The organism is Pseudomonas sp. PS01270, assembly GCF_029959775.1.
In the GTDB taxonomy this organism is placed as follows: domain Bacteria; phylum Pseudomonadota; class Gammaproteobacteria; order Pseudomonadales; family Pseudomonadaceae; genus Aquipseudomonas; species Aquipseudomonas atacamensis.
On record NZ_JASCPT010000048.1, the window covers coordinates 1 to 17,036 of the forward strand.

General features: G+C 62.0%; 15 protein-coding genes. All 15 read left to right on the top strand.

What is annotated here, in order from left to right; translation table 11 throughout:
- Positions 1–138 precede the first annotated feature (138 nt).
- Positions 139–1,056, top strand: a complete 918-nt coding sequence (locus tag QMX86_RS15050) for a LysR family transcriptional regulator (protein WP_243241557.1) — start codon at positions 139–141, stop codon at positions 1,054–1,056.
- 223 nt (positions 1,057–1,279) lie between these two features.
- Positions 1,280–2,818, top strand: coding sequence for an MFS transporter (locus QMX86_RS15055; protein WP_282387794.1), 1,539 nt, complete (start codon positions 1,280–1,282; stop codon positions 2,816–2,818).
- Positions 2,819–2,845: 27 nt separating this feature from the next.
- The gene (locus QMX86_RS15060) at positions 2,846–3,913 is read left to right on the top strand and encodes an HlyD family secretion protein (protein ID WP_282387792.1); all 1,068 of its coding nucleotides are present in this window, start codon (positions 2,846–2,848) and stop codon (positions 3,911–3,913) included.
- Entirely contained in the window at positions 3,910–5,478 is a 1,569-nt protein-coding gene (locus QMX86_RS15065; protein WP_282390398.1) for an efflux transporter outer membrane subunit, read from the top strand. The genes QMX86_RS15060 and QMX86_RS15065 overlap by 4 nt, the downstream gene beginning before the upstream one ends.
- 78 nt (positions 5,479–5,556) lie before the next feature.
- Entirely contained in the window at positions 5,557–5,802 is a 246-nt protein-coding gene (locus QMX86_RS15070; protein WP_110644740.1) for a DUF2789 domain-containing protein, read from the top strand.
- A gap of 90 nt (positions 5,803–5,892) precedes the next feature.
- Complete coding sequence (locus QMX86_RS15075) at positions 5,893–6,138, top strand: type II toxin-antitoxin system Phd/YefM family antitoxin (RefSeq protein ID WP_041477418.1); 246 nt, start codon at positions 5,893–5,895, stop codon at positions 6,136–6,138.
- Positions 6,128–6,409 (top strand): type II toxin-antitoxin system RelE/ParE family toxin, encoded by a 282-nt coding sequence (locus QMX86_RS15080; RefSeq protein WP_252877214.1) that lies wholly within the window; start codon positions 6,128–6,130, stop codon positions 6,407–6,409. Before QMX86_RS15075 ends, QMX86_RS15080 begins: the two co-directional genes overlap by 11 nt.
- A 362-nt stretch (positions 6,410–6,771) precedes the next feature.
- Complete coding sequence (locus tag QMX86_RS15085) at positions 6,772–7,200, top strand: MarR family transcriptional regulator (protein ID WP_016772266.1); 429 nt, start codon at positions 6,772–6,774, stop codon at positions 7,198–7,200.
- Entirely contained in the window at positions 7,197–9,260 is a 2,064-nt protein-coding gene (locus QMX86_RS15090) for an FUSC family protein (RefSeq protein ID WP_122508368.1), read from the top strand. Before QMX86_RS15085 ends, QMX86_RS15090 begins: the two co-directional genes overlap by 4 nt.
- Positions 9,257–9,466, top strand: a complete 210-nt coding sequence (locus QMX86_RS15095; RefSeq protein ID WP_016772264.1) for a DUF1656 domain-containing protein — start codon at positions 9,257–9,259, stop codon at positions 9,464–9,466. Before QMX86_RS15090 ends, QMX86_RS15095 begins: the two co-directional genes overlap by 4 nt.
- The gene (locus QMX86_RS15100) at positions 9,463–10,350 is read left to right on the top strand and encodes an HlyD family secretion protein (protein WP_073471476.1); all 888 of its coding nucleotides are present in this window, start codon (positions 9,463–9,465) and stop codon (positions 10,348–10,350) included. Before QMX86_RS15095 ends, QMX86_RS15100 begins: the two co-directional genes overlap by 4 nt.
- Positions 10,347–11,789 (top strand): efflux transporter outer membrane subunit, encoded by a 1,443-nt coding sequence (locus QMX86_RS15105; protein WP_282387075.1) that lies wholly within the window; start codon positions 10,347–10,349, stop codon positions 11,787–11,789. Before QMX86_RS15100 ends, QMX86_RS15105 begins: the two co-directional genes overlap by 4 nt.
- A gap of 93 nt (positions 11,790–11,882) precedes the next feature.
- Positions 11,883–12,518, top strand: a complete 636-nt coding sequence (locus QMX86_RS15110; protein WP_071174014.1) for an NADH:ubiquinone oxidoreductase subunit N — start codon at positions 11,883–11,885, stop codon at positions 12,516–12,518.
- Between the two features lie 291 nt (positions 12,519–12,809).
- Positions 12,810–14,315 (top strand): YdgA family protein, encoded by a 1,506-nt coding sequence (locus QMX86_RS15115; protein ID WP_016772258.1) that lies wholly within the window; start codon positions 12,810–12,812, stop codon positions 14,313–14,315.
- A 236-nt stretch (positions 14,316–14,551) separates the two neighbouring features.
- Positions 14,552–17,032, top strand: a complete 2,481-nt coding sequence (gene pgaA, locus QMX86_RS15120) for a poly-beta-1,6 N-acetyl-D-glucosamine export porin PgaA (protein WP_282385397.1) — start codon at positions 14,552–14,554, stop codon at positions 17,030–17,032.
- Positions 17,033–17,036 lie beyond the last annotated feature (4 nt).

The window sequence follows — 17,036 nt, forward strand, 5'->3', positions numbered from 1 at the left end:
GGCTCGCCCCACATGAGAACGCATTCCAAGGTGGGAGCGAGCCTGCTCGCGAAGAGGCCAGCGCTGGCATCGTCACTCTTGAGGGATGTTTGTTAGCATTGCGCCCGGATCAATCCAGATCAGCCAAGAGTGCTCAGCATGCAACTCCCGGACATGAACCTTCTGGTTGCCCTCGATGCCTTGCTCGACGAGGGCAGTGTGGTCGGTGCGGCGCGGCGGATGAACCTCAGTCCGGCGGCCATGAGCCGCACACTGACACGGATCCGCGAAGCCATCGGCGATCCGATTCTGGTGCGCGCCGGGCGTGGCCTGGTGCCGACCCCCAAAGCCCTCGAACTGCGCGAACAGGTGCGCGACGTGGTCGAGCAGGCGGCGCTGCTGTTTCGCTCCGCCGATAGCGTCGAGCTGTGCACCTTGCGCCGGCGCTTCAGCATCCGCGCCAATGATTTCTTCGTCGGCGTTTACGGCGGCAAGCTGTTCGACACCCTCGACCAGCTCGCCCCGTATTGCGAATTGCGCTTCGTCCCGGAAGGCGACGGCGACGATGAGGCGCTGCGCGAAGGACGCATCGATCTTAGCGTCAGCAACACCCGTCCGCTTACGCCGGAAGTGAAAGTGCAGAACCTGTTCTCCACGCATTTCGTCGGCCTGGTGCGCGAGAATCATCCGTTGCTCGATGGCGAAATCACGGCTGAGCGCTACGCCGGTTTTTCCCACATCAGCATGTCGCGGCGTGGCATCGCTCGCGGCCCGATCGACACGGCGTTGAATGCGTTGGGGCTGGAGCGTCGAGTGGCGGTGATCGCGCCGAGTTTCCACGCGGCGATGTTTGCCTTGCCCGACTCCGACCTGATCTTGCCGGTGCCCAAAGAAGCCCTGCTCAGCGTGCGGCGGCTGGGCCTGAAACTGCGTTCATTCGATCTGCCGATTCCGCTGCCCATGCTCATGCTGACCCAGGCCTGGCACCCGCGCTTCGACAAGGACCCGGCCCACCGCTGGCTGCGTGAAACCCTCAAGACCTGCTGCGATGAGACATGGCTGGCGGCACAGCCCTGATCTCTGCGCCAACACCAAACCCTGTGGGAGCGAGCTTGCTCGCGAAAGCAGTTTGTCAGTCGCCGTTAATACAGCTGACCTGACGCATTCGCGAGCAAGCTCGCTCCCACAGGGGGATTTAAATACTGCACGAAATGCACTTATAACCTGCCCATAAGTCAATTTTCGTCAGCATCAAGCCCCACTAAAATGCTCCGGTATTTCACCCCCGGAGTTTTCATTCATGACATCCCTGACGGTCCCGGCGCCTCTCGCCGCGACCAGCCCGGCAACGGCGGCTGCGCCTGCGGTGTTCGGGGCGCGGATCATCATTGGTCTGGTCGGCGTGCTGTTGGCCGTGCTGGTCTCGGGCCTCAACGAGATGGTCACCAAAGTCGCGCTCGCCGATATTCGCGGCGCGCTGCACATCGGCTACGACGAAGGCACCTGGCTGGTCGCCAGCTACACGGCGACGTCGGTCGCGGCCATGGCCTTCGCGCCGTGGTGCTCGGTGACCTTCTCGCTGCGCCGCTTCACCCTCTGCGCGATCGGCCTGTTTACCTTGCTCGGCGTGCTGTGCCCGTTCGCCCCGAACTACGAAAGTCTGCTGCTGATGCGCATCCTCCAGGGCCTCGCCGGTGGTGCATTGCCGCCGATGCTGATGACCGTCGCACTGCGCTTTCTCCCGGCGAACATCAAACTCTACGGACTGGCCGGCTACGCCCTGACCGCGACTTTCGGCCCGGGACTCGGCACGCCGCTGGCCGGTCTGTGGACTGAATACGTCGGCTGGCAGTGGACGTTCTGGCAGATCATCGTGCCGTGCCTGATCGCCATGGCCGCAGTGGCTTACGGATTGCCGCAGGATCCGCTGCGGCTGGAACGTCTCAAGACGTTCAACTGGAAGGGCCTGCTGCTGGGCTTTCCGGCGATCTGCATGCTGGTGATCGGTTTGTTGCAGGGCAATCGACTGGACTGGTTCGAGTCGAATCTGATCTGTGGATTGCTTGGTGCCGGTTCGCTGCTGCTGGTGGCGTTTCTGATCAATGAGTGGTCGCAGCCGATTCCGTTTTTCAAACTGCAGATGCTCGGCATCCGCAACCTGTTGTTCGCCCTGATCACCCTCGCCGGGGTGCTGATCGTGCTGCTGGCGGTGGTGCTGATTCCGTCGAGTTATCTGGCCCAGGTGCAGGGTTATCGTCCGGCGCAAACCGCGCCGATCATGCTCATTGCCGCGCTGCCGCAGTTGATCGCGCTGCCATTGGTGGCGGCGCTATGCAACTTGCGCTGGGTCGATTGCCGCTGGGTGCTCGGCATTGGTCTGAGCATGCTCGCGCTGTCCTGCCTCGGCGGTTCGCACCTGACTTCGGTCTGGATTCGCGATGATTTCTACGTCCTGCAATGGCTGCAGATTTTCGGCCAGCCGATGGCGGTATTGCCGCTGCTGATGTTGTCGACCGGCAGCATCACGCCGATGGAAGGGCCGTTCGCGTCGGCGTGGTTCAACACCGTCAAAGGCCTGGCTGCCGTGGTTGCCACCGGCGTCATCGAAGCGCTGACCACCGCGCGCCTGCATTTCCATTCGACCATGTTGGTCGACAGCCTCGGCAATTCGCCGCTGGCCGATCACAGCGATCCGGGTCTCGCTCACCGCGTGCATGAGCAGGCGGTGGTGCTGACTTCGTCCGATTTGTACCTGTGCATGGCCGGCGTTGCCGTGGCGTTGATTCTGCTGATTTTCTGGCTGCCGACGCGGATTTATCCGCCGCGCGCGCCGACCTGATCGCTGTACTGAAACTGAAGGTTTTTTATGACTCAATCCAAGCAAAAACTCGCGGTGGCCGTGGCTGCCGCGCTGGCGGTGGGCGTGCTGGTGTACCTGGCAATGCCCGGGCTGTTCGGCCAACGCACCGAGCAAACCACCAACGACGCCTTCGTCTCCGCCGACTACACGCTGGTGGTGCCGCGCGTGGCCGGGTTCATCAAGCAGGTGCTGGTCGAAGACAATCAGCAGGTCAAGGCTGGGCAATTGTTGGCGCTGATCGATGACCGTGATCTGCGCGCAGCGGCGGAAGCGGCGGATGCGCAAACCCTGGTCGCGCGTGCGCAGTTGCAGAACGCCAGCGCGACCCTGGAGCGGCAGGCGTCGCTGATTGCTCAGGCGCAGGCCACAGTGGTCTCGGCCAAAGCGGAAATGGCTTTTGCGCAGCAGGAACTGAACCGCTACAACCATCTCGCCGGTGTCGGCGCCGGCACCGTGCAGAACGCGCAGCAGGCGCGCACGCGCATCGATCAGGCCTCGGCGCGTCTCGACACCGCGACGGCGAAACTGGCGGCCGAACGCAAACAAGTCGAAATCCTCACTGCCCAGCGCAACGCCGCTGAAGGCAATCTGAAACACGCGCAGGCGGCACTGGAAATCGCCAGTTTCAACCTCTCTTACACACGCATCACCGCGCCGCAGGACGGCATGATCGGCGAGCGTGCGGTGCGCGTCGGCGCCTACGTCACCCCGGGCAGCAAACTGTTGGCGGTGGTGCCGTTGCAGCAGGCCTATGTGGTGGCCAATTTTCAGGAAACCCAGTTGACCGACGTGCAGCCCGGGCAGGGTGTGCAAGTGCGGGTCGACAGCTTGGGCGGTGAAGCCCTGACTGGCCGCGTCGAGAGCATTGCGCCGGCAACGGGCGTGACCTTTGCGGCGGTGAAACCGGATAACGCCACCGGTAATTTCACCAAGGTTGTGCAGCGGATTCCGGTGAAGATCTTGCTGGAACCGGGCCAGCCACTGGCCGAGCGGTTGCGGGTGGGGATGTCGGTCGAGGCGAGTATTGATACCGCCAGCTCAAAGGCGTCCGGGCGCGAGGTGACGCAGCGATGATCGGTGTTGAATCGGCTGGCGCCTTCGCGAGCAGGCTCGCTCCCACAGGGACAACGCATTGCAGAATGTGGGAGCGAGCCTGCTCGCGAAAAAGCCAGTGGCAGCAGCTAACCTTCAGTGCCTTGCTCACAATGAGTCTCACCGCCTGCACTGTCGGCCCAGACTTCCAGAAACCCGAAACCAAGCAGCCTGCCGACTGGGCCAAACCGAGCCAATCCGCCCCGAGCCAGGCCGTCAGCGAGCCCCTGAACGAACGCTGGTGGGAAACCTTCCACGACCCGCAACTTTCCGCACTCACCCAGCGCGCGCTGAACAACAACCTCGACCTGCAACTGGCCAGCAGCCGCCTGCAACAAAGCCGCGCCGCGCGCCAGGTGATCACCGCCGAGCGTTATCCGCACAGCACCGCCAGCGGCAGCTACGGGCGCAAACGCAACAGTGGCAAAGGCTTGAACGATCCATCGGGAAATAACGGCGCCGAGGCCTTCAACCTGTGGGATGCCGGCTTCTTGGCGTCATGGGAACTGGACTTCTGGGGCCGCGTGCGCCGTGAAACCGAAGCCGCTGATGCCAATCTCGAAGTGGCAGAAAACGACCGTCGTGACGTACTGCTGACCGTGCTCGCCGACACAGCGCAAAACTACATTCAGCTGCGCGGCGTGCAGAACACCCGCGCCGTCACCGAGCAGAACCTCGACGTCGCCCGCCACAGCCTGAAACTCTCGCAGCTGCGGCTGGCCGATGGCGTGGCGACCGACCTGGACGTCGCCGAAGCTGCCGCGCAAGTCGCCGCCATCGAGGCACGGCTGCCGGCGCTCGAGCAGCGTCAGGCGCAACTGATCAACGCGATCAGTCTGCTGATGGGCGAACCGCCGCAGGCCCTCGCTCAAGCGTTATCCACAGACGCGGCAGTGCCGCAGTCGCCACTGCAAGTCGCCATCGGCCTGCCGTCGCAATTGGCCGAACGCCGCCCGGATATCCGCCAGGCCGAAGCGCGTCTGCACGCCGCCACCGCCAACATCGGTGTGGCCAAGGGTGATTTCTATCCGCGCATCACCCTGTCCGGCAACTTCGGTTCACAGGCCATGCAACTGAGCGATTTCGGTTCATGGGGCTCGCGCGCCTTTGCCATCGGCCCGCAATTCAGCTTGCCGTTGTTCGACGGCGGTCGCTTGCGCGGCATGCTGCAACTGCGTGAAGCCCAACAGCAGGAAGCGGCCATCGCCTACCAGCAAACCGTGCTGCGTGCCTGGCATGAAATCGATGATCAACTGACCGCCTACAACGCCAGCCAGCGCCGTCGCGACAGCCTCGCCGAAGCCGTGCATCAGAACCAGATCGCCCTGCGTACTGCGCAACAGCAATACGTCGAAGGCGTGGTCGATTTCGTCAATGTCCTCACCGTGCAAAGCGCCTTGCTCGCCACGCAGGAACAATGGGTGGAAAGCTCGACCGGCGTTTCCCTGGCGATGGTCGGTTTGTACAAAGCGTTGGGCGGCGGGTGGCAATCGGTCTATCCAGCAGCGCAACTGGCCGCAGGCTCACCTGACGTCGCCAGACCCTGAACCCGCAGCGCCAGCTATGATCAACTCCATTGCAGCAAACGGCGCAACGCCGGACCTGAATTGCAGAGGAGTTGCATCATGGAAAATCCGCAGCACAGCCTGCCGGCCCTGTTCAAACAACTCGGCCTCGATGACGATCCGACCGGCATCGAACAATTCATCGCCAGCCATTCACCGCTCAAACCGGATTTGCATCTGGCTGACGCGTTTTTCTGGACAGCAGGTCAGGCGCAGTTTCTGCGCGAGGAGATTCTGGATGATGCGGATTGGGCGGAGGTGGTGGATCAGTTGAATGTGATGTTGCGGAAGGGGCGTGTGGGGTGATCATTGCGAAGTTTGTATCCTCGTCGAACGCCGCAGTTGTCCATTGGGTATAAATAGACCAAAATCACGTCCTAATTTGAGGTCCTTATTATGCAAAGTGTTCTTGCCGATATGGCTGTCAGTGTCTCTGAACTAAAGAAAAATCCTACTGCCGTGTTGAACGGTGCACATGGGGGGGCCGTCGCTGTCCTCAACCACAATCGCGTCATGGGTTATATGGTGCCGGCCGAAGTTTACGAAGCGATGATGGAGCGGCTTGATGATCTTGAGCTGGCTGACATCGTTCGTTCGCGCCTCCACGAAACGCCCATTTCGGTAAGCCTGGATGACTTATAAGCTTGAGTTTCTGCCGTCTGCACACAAAGAGTGGAACAAGCTGGGTCATACATTGCGTGAGCAATTCAAAAAGAAGCTAGGTGAGAGGCTGAAGCTTCCCAGAATCCCGGCTGACGCACTGCACGGCATGCCCGACTGCTACAAAATCAAACTCAAAGCCTCGGGATATCGATTGGTTTACCAAGTCATCGACGAACGAGTCGTGGTTTCCGTGCTAGCGGTTGGCAAGCGCGAACGCAGCAGCGTTTACGATGCTGCCAGGAACCGTTGAACGAGCCCCCGCTTTATTCAAGTGGCCGATGTTTGTCGATGAGATTCTTGAGTGACCGGACTGGGCCACCAAGGTGTGGGATCAGTTGATGTATCGTCTGGCATGAGGCGCAGCATGTAAAAAAATTGCGCGAAAAGGCTCAGATGTAAAAAAAACCTCCTTACTGTAAAAAAAATTTCGTTTTGTCCGTCGCATTAGATTTTTCCTTCGAAAAATTACAAATCCAACTCGTGGTACGCCTCGGCCAAGCGTGGGGAGATTTGTTTCAAAACTTGACTGAAATTCCCCTCCAATGCGATATTGATAGTTAGCAAACTAACAGTGTCCGTTATCCCGTGTCCGATTCTCTCGACAGTCTCCAGATGAACATCAGCAGCGCCATGGTGGTGGCCGCCCGGCATTGGCGGAAGATCTGCCAGACCACGCTGGTCAACTATGGAATTTCCGAAGCCTGCGCCGTGCCCTTGTTGATGATCGGGCGTTTGGGCGAGGGCGTGCGTCAGGTGCAAGTCGCCCAGGCTGCGGGGATGGAGAGTCCTTCGCTGGTGCGCTTGCTCGATCAGCTGTGCCACGCCGGTTACGTCTGTCGCACCGAAGATGCTCAGGATCGCCGCGCCAAGTGCCTGAGCCTTACCGATACCGGCCGCGAGCTGGTGCAGGCGGTGGAGGCCGAGCTGGTGCGCTTGCGTCATGAGGTGCTGGAAGGCATCGAGCGCAGCGATCTGGAAGCTACGCTTCGGGTACTGAGGGCTTTTGAGGCGGCGAGTTCGCCTGTGGTGGTCAATTCTTGAACGGTTTTTTCACTGGCATGCCGCCGGCCCGTGACTGGTTTTACGGGGTCCGTACTTTTGCAGCGTCGATGATTGCGCTGTACATCGCCTTGCTCATGCAAATGCCGCGTCCGTATTGGGCGATGGCCACGGTGTACATCGTCTCCAGCCCGTTTCTCGGCCCGACCAGCTCCAAAGCGCTGTACCGCGCGGCCGGTACATTTCTCGGCGCAGCGGCGGCGGTGCTATTCGTGCCGATGTTCGTGCAGAGCCCCTATGTGCTGGTGGTGGTGATCGCGTTGTGGACCGGCATTCTGCTGTTCATGTCCCTGCATCTGCGCACGGCCAACAGCTATGCGCTGATGCTGGCCGGCTACACCTTGCCGCTGATTGCCCTGCCGGTGGTCGATAATCCGCTGGCGGTGTGGGACGTGGCCGAGGCGCGTACCGAAGAGATTTTCCTTGGCATCGCCGTCGCTGCGGTGGTCGGTGCGATGTTCTGGCCGCGACGGCTGGCGCCGGTGTTCAACGATGCGGTGAGCAAGTGGTTCGCCGATGCGACGAGCTACAGCCTGAAGTTTCTCAGCCGCGATGTGCAGCCGGAAGAAGTCACCGCGCTGCGCATGGCCATGGTCGCCAACTTCAACAGCCTCGAGTTGATGATCGGCCAGTTGCCCCACGAAGGCGCGCGGCCACAAACCGTGCGCAACACCAAGGAATTGCGCGGGCGCATGATCCATCTGTTGCCGGTGATCGATGCCCTTGAGGATTCGCTGTACGCCCTCGAACGCCGCACCCCGGAACTGGTGGAGAAATTCCAGCCGTTGCTGACCGCGACCCGGGAATGGCTGGGCTACGCGGACGCCAGTCTCGAGCGCTGGCAAGCACTCAGAGATCAACTCGACGCGTTGCAACCGAGCGCCGAAGCGCTGGAGGAGCGCAAACAGTTGCTGTTCTCCAATGCGATCTACCGCCTCGGTGAGTTCATCGATCTGTGGCAGGACTGCCGCAGCCTGCAGGATGCGATTCTGTGCGAGCGCCAAGACAGCTGGCGCGCGGTGTACCGCCATTGGCGCCTGGGCCGGTTGACGCCGTTCATCGATCGCGGGCTGATGCTCTACTCGGTGACCTCGACCATTCTGGCGATCATCGTTGCTTCGGTGCTGTGGATCCTGCTCGGCTGGCCGGACGGCGGCAGCGCGGTGATCCTGGCAGCGGTGGCGTGCAGCTTCTTTGCCTCGATGGACGACCCGGCGCCGCAGATTTACCGGTTCTTTTTCTGGACCGGGATGTCGGTGCTGTTCGCCAGTCTTTATCTGTTTCTGATTCTGCCCAACCTGCATGATTTCCCGATGCTGGTGCTGGCGTTTGCCGTGCCGTTCATTTGCGTCGGCACGCTGACCGTGCAGCCGCGCTTCTACCTCGGCATGCTGCTGACGCTGGTTAATACCTCGTCGTTCATCAGTATTCAGGGTGCTTACGACGCGGACTTTTTCGCCTTTGCCAACTCCAATCTCGCCGGGCCGCTGGGGCTGTTGTTCGCTTTTATCTGGACGCTGGTGGCGCGACCGTTCGGCGCCGAGCTGGCGGCCAAGCGCCTGACCCGATTCAGTTGGAAAGACATTGTCAGCATGACCGAGCCAGCCAGCCTCGCCGAGCATCGGCATTTGGGCGTGCAGTTGCTCGATCGGCTGATGCAGCACCTGCCGCGTCTGGCCCTGACCGGTCAGGACACCGGTATTGCCATGCGTGAAGTGCGTGTCGGTCTGAACATGCTCGATCTGCTTGCCTACACCCCGCGCGTCACTGGCGTGCCAAACGCCCTGCTGCGACAAGTGGTGGGCGAGGTCGGCGAGTATTTTCGCGCCTGCCTCAAAGCCGACGAGCGCCTGCCGGCACCGAGCGGTCTGCTGATGACCCTCGATCGTACCCGCCGTGCGCTGAACGGCCAGGGTGACGATGAAACCCGTCGACACTTGTTGCACGCCTTGAGCGGTCTGCGTCTGGCCTTGCTGCCCGGCGTCGAGTTCGTCTCCAGCGCCGAGCCCGAAGAACCGCTGCCCGATGGAGCGCCCCTATGATCGGTGATCTGGATATCAGCGGCATCTTCCTGCCGACCCTGCTGGTGCTGATGGGCATCACTTACGTGCTGTTTTTGTTGGTGCATGGCGTGCTGCAACGCCTGCACTTTTACCGTCTGGTCTGGCACCGGGCATTGTTCAACGTGGCGCTCTACGCCGTGCTGCTGTACGGCGTGGACTCACTCAGTCGATACCTGATGACATGAAAAAACCGTTTCTGACCATCGGTCGCGTGGTCCTGACCCTGCTGATCGTGACTTTTGCCGTTGTCCTCGTCTGGCGCATGGTGATGTATTACATGTTCGCGCCGTGGACCCGCGACGGCCATATTCGCGCCGACATCATCCAGATCGCCCCGGACGTTTCCGGGCTGATCCAGCAGGTCGAGGTAAAGGACAACCAGTTGATCAAGCGTGGTCAGGTGCTGTTCAGCATCGACCAGGATCGCTTCAAACTGGCCCTGCGCCAGGCCAAGGCCGCCGTTGCCGATCGCGAAGAAACCCTTGCCCAGGCCCAGCGTGAAGCTAAGCGTAACCGCGGTCTCGGCAATCTGGTGCCGGCCGAACAGCTGGAAGAAAGCCAGTCGCGCGTCGCCCGTGCACAATCGGCATTGGCCGAAGCCTTGGTGGCGGTCGACAGTGCGCAGCTCAACCTTGATCGTTCGGTGATCCGCAGCCCGGTCGACGGTTACGTCAACGACCGCGCGCCGCGTCCGCAGGAATTCGTCACCGCCGGGCGCCCGGTGTTGTCGGTGGTCGACAGCAACTCCTTCCACATCGACGGCTATTTTGAAGAAACCAAACTCGACGGCATCCACGTCGGGCAATCGGTGGATATCCGCGTGATCGGCGACCGCGCGCGGTTGCGCGGACATGTCGAAAGCATCGTCGCCGGCATCGAAGACCGCGACCGCACCAGCGGCAGCAACCTGCTGCCCAACGTCAACCCGGCGTTCAGTTGGGTACGCCTGGCGCAGCGGATTCCGGTGCGCATCGCTTTTGATGAGGTGCCGGCCGACTTCCGCATGATTGCCGGGCGTACCGCCACCGTGTCGATCATCGACGACCAACATGAGGAGTCGCAGCCATGAGCAGGGCCTGGTTGATCGCCGGGTTGGGCGTGATGCTCTCGGCCTGTCAGATGGTCGGCCCGGATTATCAGGTGCCCGCCGACGCGGCGGTGCAGCGCAAGGATATTCAGGGTGAGCTGGCAGTCGCCGGCAAACCGGTGGTCTCGGCGCCGGTGCCGGCGGACTGGTGGCGGCTGTATAAAGACCCGCGCCTCGATCAACTGGTACAGCAGGCCATGGCTTCCAACACCGATTTGCGTGTAGCGGCGGCGAACCTGTCGCGGGCACGTGCTCAGGTGGATGAAGCCGAGGCCGCTGGTGGCTGGAGCGGCGGGGTGAAAATGGGCGCGCAACGTTTGCAGGAATCCGGTCAGGCGTTCCTGCTGCCGGAGAAAGTCCCGGTGGCCAACATTGCCGATATCGGCATCAGCGCTTCGTACCAGTTCGACCTGTGGGGCACGTTGCAACGCGGCATCGAAGCGGCCAAAGCCAATGCCGATGCGACTCAGGCCGCCGCCGACACGGCGCGTATCACGTTGGTGGCGGACGTGGTTCGTGCTTACACCCAGGTCTGCGCAGCCAACGAAGAGCGGGAAATCGCCGAGCACTCTCTCGATCTGCAATCGCAGAGCACCACGCTGATCCAGCGCCTGCGCGATGCCGGGCGTGGTGACGAGACTCAGGTCACCCGTTCGCAGACCCAATTCAAATCCCTGCGCGCCGACTTGCCGCGCTATGAAGCAGCGCGTCAGGCCGGGCTGTTTCGTCTGTCGATGCTGCTGGCCAAACCGGTCGAACAGTTGCCGGCAGGTACCGCCAGTTGCGCCGAGTTGCCGAAGATCGCGCAACTGGTGCCGGTCGGTGACGGCGCTGCGCTGCTCAAGCGCCGTCCCGACATTCGTCAGGCTGAACGTCGCCTCGCGGCGGCAACCGCCGGCATCGGCATTGCCACCGGCGAGCTGTACCCGGACATCAGCATCGGCGCGACCATCGGCACCGTCGGCATCATTGATGACCTCGGCGACCCGTCGACCAACCGCTGGGGCTTCGGCCCGTCGTTGAGCTGGAAAGTACCGACCAACGGCGCCCGTGCGCGCATTCGTGAAGCCGAGGCCAACACTCAAGGCGCGCTGGCGCATTTCGACGGCGTGGTGCTCAACGCCATCCGCGAAACCCAAACCGGTCTGGCCCAGTACAGCGCGCTGCTGCAACGCCGCGATGCGCTGGCCGACGCCGAGCAGTCGGCCAAGCTCGCCGCCGAGCAGACGCACCGCTTCTTCCAGGCCGGCCGCGAATCGTTCCTTGCCGACCTGCAAGCGACCCGCACCTATACCGATGTCACCGCGCAACTGGCCGCCGCCAATACCCAGGTCGCAATGAGCCAGATCGATTTGTTCCTCGCCCTGGGCGGTGGCTGGGAAAGCGGACGAACGAACACCTCGAGCGCCAGCAAACCCTGAGGCCGTTGCTATGCTTTGAAGTGTTGGAGGGGCGCCCCATGCCAAGCGCTCCTGCAATGCACATTGCTCGTGCTGGCCCAGGGGAAACCAATAATGAAAAACCCTTACGCTCTCGGCTTCTGGTGCGCTCTGGTCGCACTGGTGCTGCTCTCGGCCACGTATTTCTACGGGATCATGCTGGCCCACCAGATCGATACGGCGATGATCTTCCTCGACAGCGCCGTTGCGCTGATCGCGGTGATGGCGATCGTCGTCGTCGCGTGGACCTCGATTCAGCTGCAACGTGTCAAGAAGCGCCAGCTCGAACGGGGCAGGATGCTCGTGCTGATCTGGGACACCAAAGTCGCCCTGCGCCGGGTCGAAACCGTGTTCGACCGCTACTTCTGGGGCAGCTATTGGCAGCCCGGGCGAACCTTCGCCGAAGTCATGGGCGAGCTCACCGGCACGCCGCTGGAAAAAAGCCTCGAAGCCCTGAAGAAGCAATGCCTGGAACTCGACAAGCAGATCGCCGATGACGGCTGGCACTGGCTGAACAACGCCCGCGAGCTGTCCGACGTCGCCACGGCCATGGCCCGTGAACGCTATCAGCTGGATTTCTGCGATGTGCGAGCGGATACCACCGGCGGAGCGGTGATCGATCGCGACTTTGAAGTGCTGGTGTATACCTGGACCGCGCGGCTGAAGAGCTTTGATCATCAGCTGGATGAAATCGAGGTGCAGTACTCCTGATTTGCTGGGAAGCCACCGACCTCTTCGCGAGCAGGCTCGCTCCCACAGGTACAGCACTGTCCTGGTTGGAGCGAGCCTGCTCGCGAAGAGGCCCGCAAAAACACCGAAACTCTTCGCTCCTGCCGACTGTCCATTCCCGCCATAGACACTCTTTAACCTTTAAACATTGGGCCGTTGCCCGCGCCCGGTGCTAATCTCCATCGCTTAATTGCGCACAGTCGAGCCGCGACCCGATCCCGGGTTCAAGGAAGACGACTTCATCCACAGCCACGGAAACCGATCAGGTCATTCATGAATAAATCAGCAGGCGTGCTTCTCGGAATTGTTGTTGCCATCGGCGCGATCAGCGCAGGCGGGGCCTGGTACACCGGGACCAAGATCGAAGGCGTACTGAACAACGCCGTGACCAACGCCAACAAAGAGCTGCAGACCGCCATGGCCGGCTCCAACGGCACCGCGTCGCTGGAACTGGTGTCGCTGGAACGCCACACCTTCACCAGCACCGCGCACTATCGCCTCAAGGGCGAGGGCGAGATGTTCGGCGATGCGCCGGTCGAGCTGCTGTTCGTCGACCACATCGAACACGGCCCGCTGCCGTTCTCGCGTCTGGTTTCGCTGAAGTGGCTGCCGGTCATGGCCACCAGCAACTACGAGCTGGAAAAGAGCCCGTCCACGGAAAAATGGTTCGCCGCCACCAACGGCGCCGCGCCGCTCAAGGGCGTGACCAACATCGGCTACGACGAATCGACCACCAGCACCCTCAACCTGGTGCCGTTCGAAACTGCGCTGGATGAGCAGTCGAGCCTGAAGTTTTCCGGTCTGAGCATGGACATCGCCGCCAGCGCCCAGGCGCAGAAGGTCAAGGCCGACGGTTACATGGATAACCTGAAACTGGTCACCGTGTCGGAAGACCAGGCGCCGGTGCAGGTCGAGCTCAACGGCCTGACCCTGGCCAGCAACCTCGCCAAGAGCAGCTACGGCTACTACACCGGGGAAAACACCCTGGAAGTGACCAGCAGCAAAACCACCTTCGGCGCCAAGCCGATGGTGCTGGGCGTGAAGAACTTCGAAATGAAGAACCGCACCGAAGAAAGCGGCAGCAACGCCTCGGGGCGTGCCGACTACAAAATCGGCGAAGTGACGCTCAACGACAAGAAAGTCGGTTCGGCGGCCATGGCCATGAGCCTGAAGAACCTCGACATTCCGTCGACCATGTCGCTGATGCAGATCTACCAGACCAAATTGCAGCCGTATGAAAAAGCTGCCGCCGAGGCCGCCGCACAGGGTTTGCCGGCACCGGAGCTGAATCTGACCGAAGCGGAAAACGCCCAGGTCAAAGCCGATCTGCAGAAGTTGCTGGCGGCCGGCCCGCAACTGGCGCTGGAGAATCTGTCGTTCAACACCGCCAACGGTGAAAGCCGCGCCAATCTGGTGATCGACCTGACCAAGCCGCAATCGATGGACCTGCCGCCGGATCAACTCGGCAAGCAACTGATCGCGCTGCTCGACCTGAACATTCAAGTGTCCAAGCCGATGCTCGTCGATCTGCTCAGCGTGCAGGCGCAACTCGATGGCCAGACTGACGCCAAAGCCATCGTCGATCAGTCCAAGGAAGCGGCGGACATGTTCGCCGGCATGGCGGTCGGCTCGCAATTGGCTGTCGCCGACGGCACCAACGTGGTGACCAAACTGCATTACGCGGCCAATCAGGTCGAATTCAACGGCCAGAAAATGACCGTCGAGCAGTTCATCGGCTTCCTCATGAGCAAGTTTGCCGGCGTCACCCAAGAGCAATAAGCCCACCGCGCGCCCTCCAGACGCCCGGCCCCTGTGTAAACAGGCGCCGGGCGTTTTGCTGTACGGGTTTTGTACAGACAGGCCGATTCTGAACAATTATTGCGTTGTGAAAACTCGACTACGCTTGCGTGCAGACTGCCTCACCAAGCTTGGCCGAAGGCTGTCATTGTCGGCCACCGTTACGAATGGGCAAGGAGGGCATTGCGACCCGGCTGGCCATGTAAGGATGCTGACAAATGCCGCGTATTGATGGCCCTGTATTACATCGTGGTTTGCGCCCTTTGTTCCGATTCGCCCTGTGCAGCCAGTTGCTCTGGCCGCTGCTGGCGTTGGCCGACACACCCTACGACGAGATGGTGCGCGATGCCCGGGCCGGGCATTACACGCCTGCGTTGACCGTGCTGCGTCAGGTGCCGCCTGGCCAGGCCAGCGATGGCCAGATCAGCGATCATCTGCAAATCGCCAGTTGGGCCGGGCTCGATGCCGAAGTGGTCAAGGTCTATGAAACCCAAGGCCGTGACCGCGTTCTGCCGGTGCAGGCGCTGACTGCCGTTGCGCGTGCCTATCGCAACCTCAAGCGCTGGGATCAGGCCACCCAGGTGTACAACAAGGCGCTGGTGCTGGAGCCGGACAACGCCGACCTGCAACTGGGTCTCGCGCTGACCCAGGCCGATGCCGGCAAGCCCGATCAGGCCGTCACCCGCGCGCAGTCGCTGGTTGCCGCCAAACCCGACGATCCGTCACGCCGTCTCGCCTTGGGCTACGCACTCGGTCGCGCCGGCAAACAGTACGACGCACTCTTCGAATACGATCAGGCCTTCATCCGCGCCGGCAACAAGCCGGAAGTTGCCCGCGAGTACGTGGTCGCCCTGCAAAAGGCCCGCCTGCCAGAACCGGCGCTGCGGCTGGCCAGTCAACGTCCAGGCCTGATTGATCCGGTGACCTTGCGCCGCCTGGAAGGCGATCTCGCCGCCGAACGCGTGCGCCTCGCTGAACTGGCCACCCGCAGCGAAAAGGAACGCTACGTCATCGCCGACCGCGCGCTGGCCGATTACGACAAATTGCTCGCGACCTGGACGCCTGACGCCACTGCTCACGACGACGTGACGCGCTGGCGCATCGACCGCATGGGCGCGCTCAAGGCGCGGGCGCGCACCGCCGACGTCATCAGCGAATATCAAAAGCTGCAAGCCGAAGGCGTGGAGATTCCGACCTATGCCCTGCGCTGGGTGGCAGCGTCTTATCTCGATCAGCGTGAGCCCGAGACTGCCACCGATCTGTATCGCCAGGTGCTTTCGGCGCCGGACGCCGATGTCGGTGATCGCCTTGAGGACAGCACTGCGCTGTATTACTCCTTGCTAGAAAGCGACCGCGCCGATGAGGCGCGCAAGGTCGCCGAGGACGCAGCGAAAGCCCAGCGTCCGCGCGTCGAGCTCAAAGGTCTGCCCATCGGCAACCCCAACGACGAATGGATGGACGCCCAGCAACTCGCCGCCCAGGCCGGTACCTACGGTTCCGATCTTCCGCACGGTGAAGAGCGTTTGCAGACGCTGGTCGATCAGGCGCCGGGCAACCTTGGCTTGCGTCTGGCCCAGGCCGATCTCTACCTCGCCCGACAGTGGCCGCGCCGCGCGGAAAGCCAGCTCAAGGAAACCGAGAGCATGGCGCCCCGCGATGCCGGCCTGGAAGTCGCTCAGGCGCGCACCGCGATGGAGTTGCAGGAGTGGCGGCAGAACGATGCGCTGGTCGACGATGTGGTCGCGCGTTATCCGGACAACCGCCAGGTGCAGCGTCTGGCTCGCGAACGGGAAGTGCATGACATGGCCGAACTGCGCGTCGAAGCCTACGGCGGCAAGGCCAATGGTGGCGGCAGCGGCGATGCCGGTGCGGTCAGCGGCAGCCGTGATTTTGGTATCCAGAGCACCCTTTACAGCCCACCGATCAACGAAGATTGGCGCGTGTTCGCCGGCGCCGGTTATGCCACCGGTGATTTCGCCGAAGGCACCGGTCACCATCGTTTCCAGCGGGTCGGCCTGGAACGGCGCACCCGTGACATGACCCTCGAAGCCGAGGTGTCGAATCACGATTACGGCTTCGGTGACAAACAAGGCGCACGCCTGGCGATAGCCCGCGACATCAACGATCACTGGCAGTACGGCGGCAGCCTCGAATACCTCTCGGCGGAAACCCCGCTGCGCGCGCTCAACAGCGATATCAAGGCCAACGGCGGCAGTGCGTTCCTGCGCTGGCGCGCCAACGAAAGCCGCGAGTGGCGCGTGTCGGTCAGCCCGTCGCACTTCAGCGATGGCAACAACCGCGTCGAAGCCTTGGTGACCGGGCGCGAGAGCATCTACACCGCGCCGAACATTCAGGTCGACGCCGGCCTGGAAGTCGGCACCAGCCACAACTCGAAATCCGACGACGTGCCGTACTTCAACCCGAAGTCGGACTTCAGCGTGATGCCGCTGGTCAACGTCAATCACGTGCTCTACCACCGCTACGAGACTTCCTGGAGCCAGCAATTCCAGGCCGGCGCGGGCACCTACAGCCAGCGCGACCACGGCACCGGCGGCATGGCATTGCTCGGTTACGGCCAACGGTACGCCTGGAACGACGTGTTCGATGTGGGCGGCATGTTCAGTGTGATCAACCGGCCTTACGACGGTGATCGGGAAACTGATCTGCGTCTGCTCGTCGACCTCACTTTCCGCTTCTAGAAGA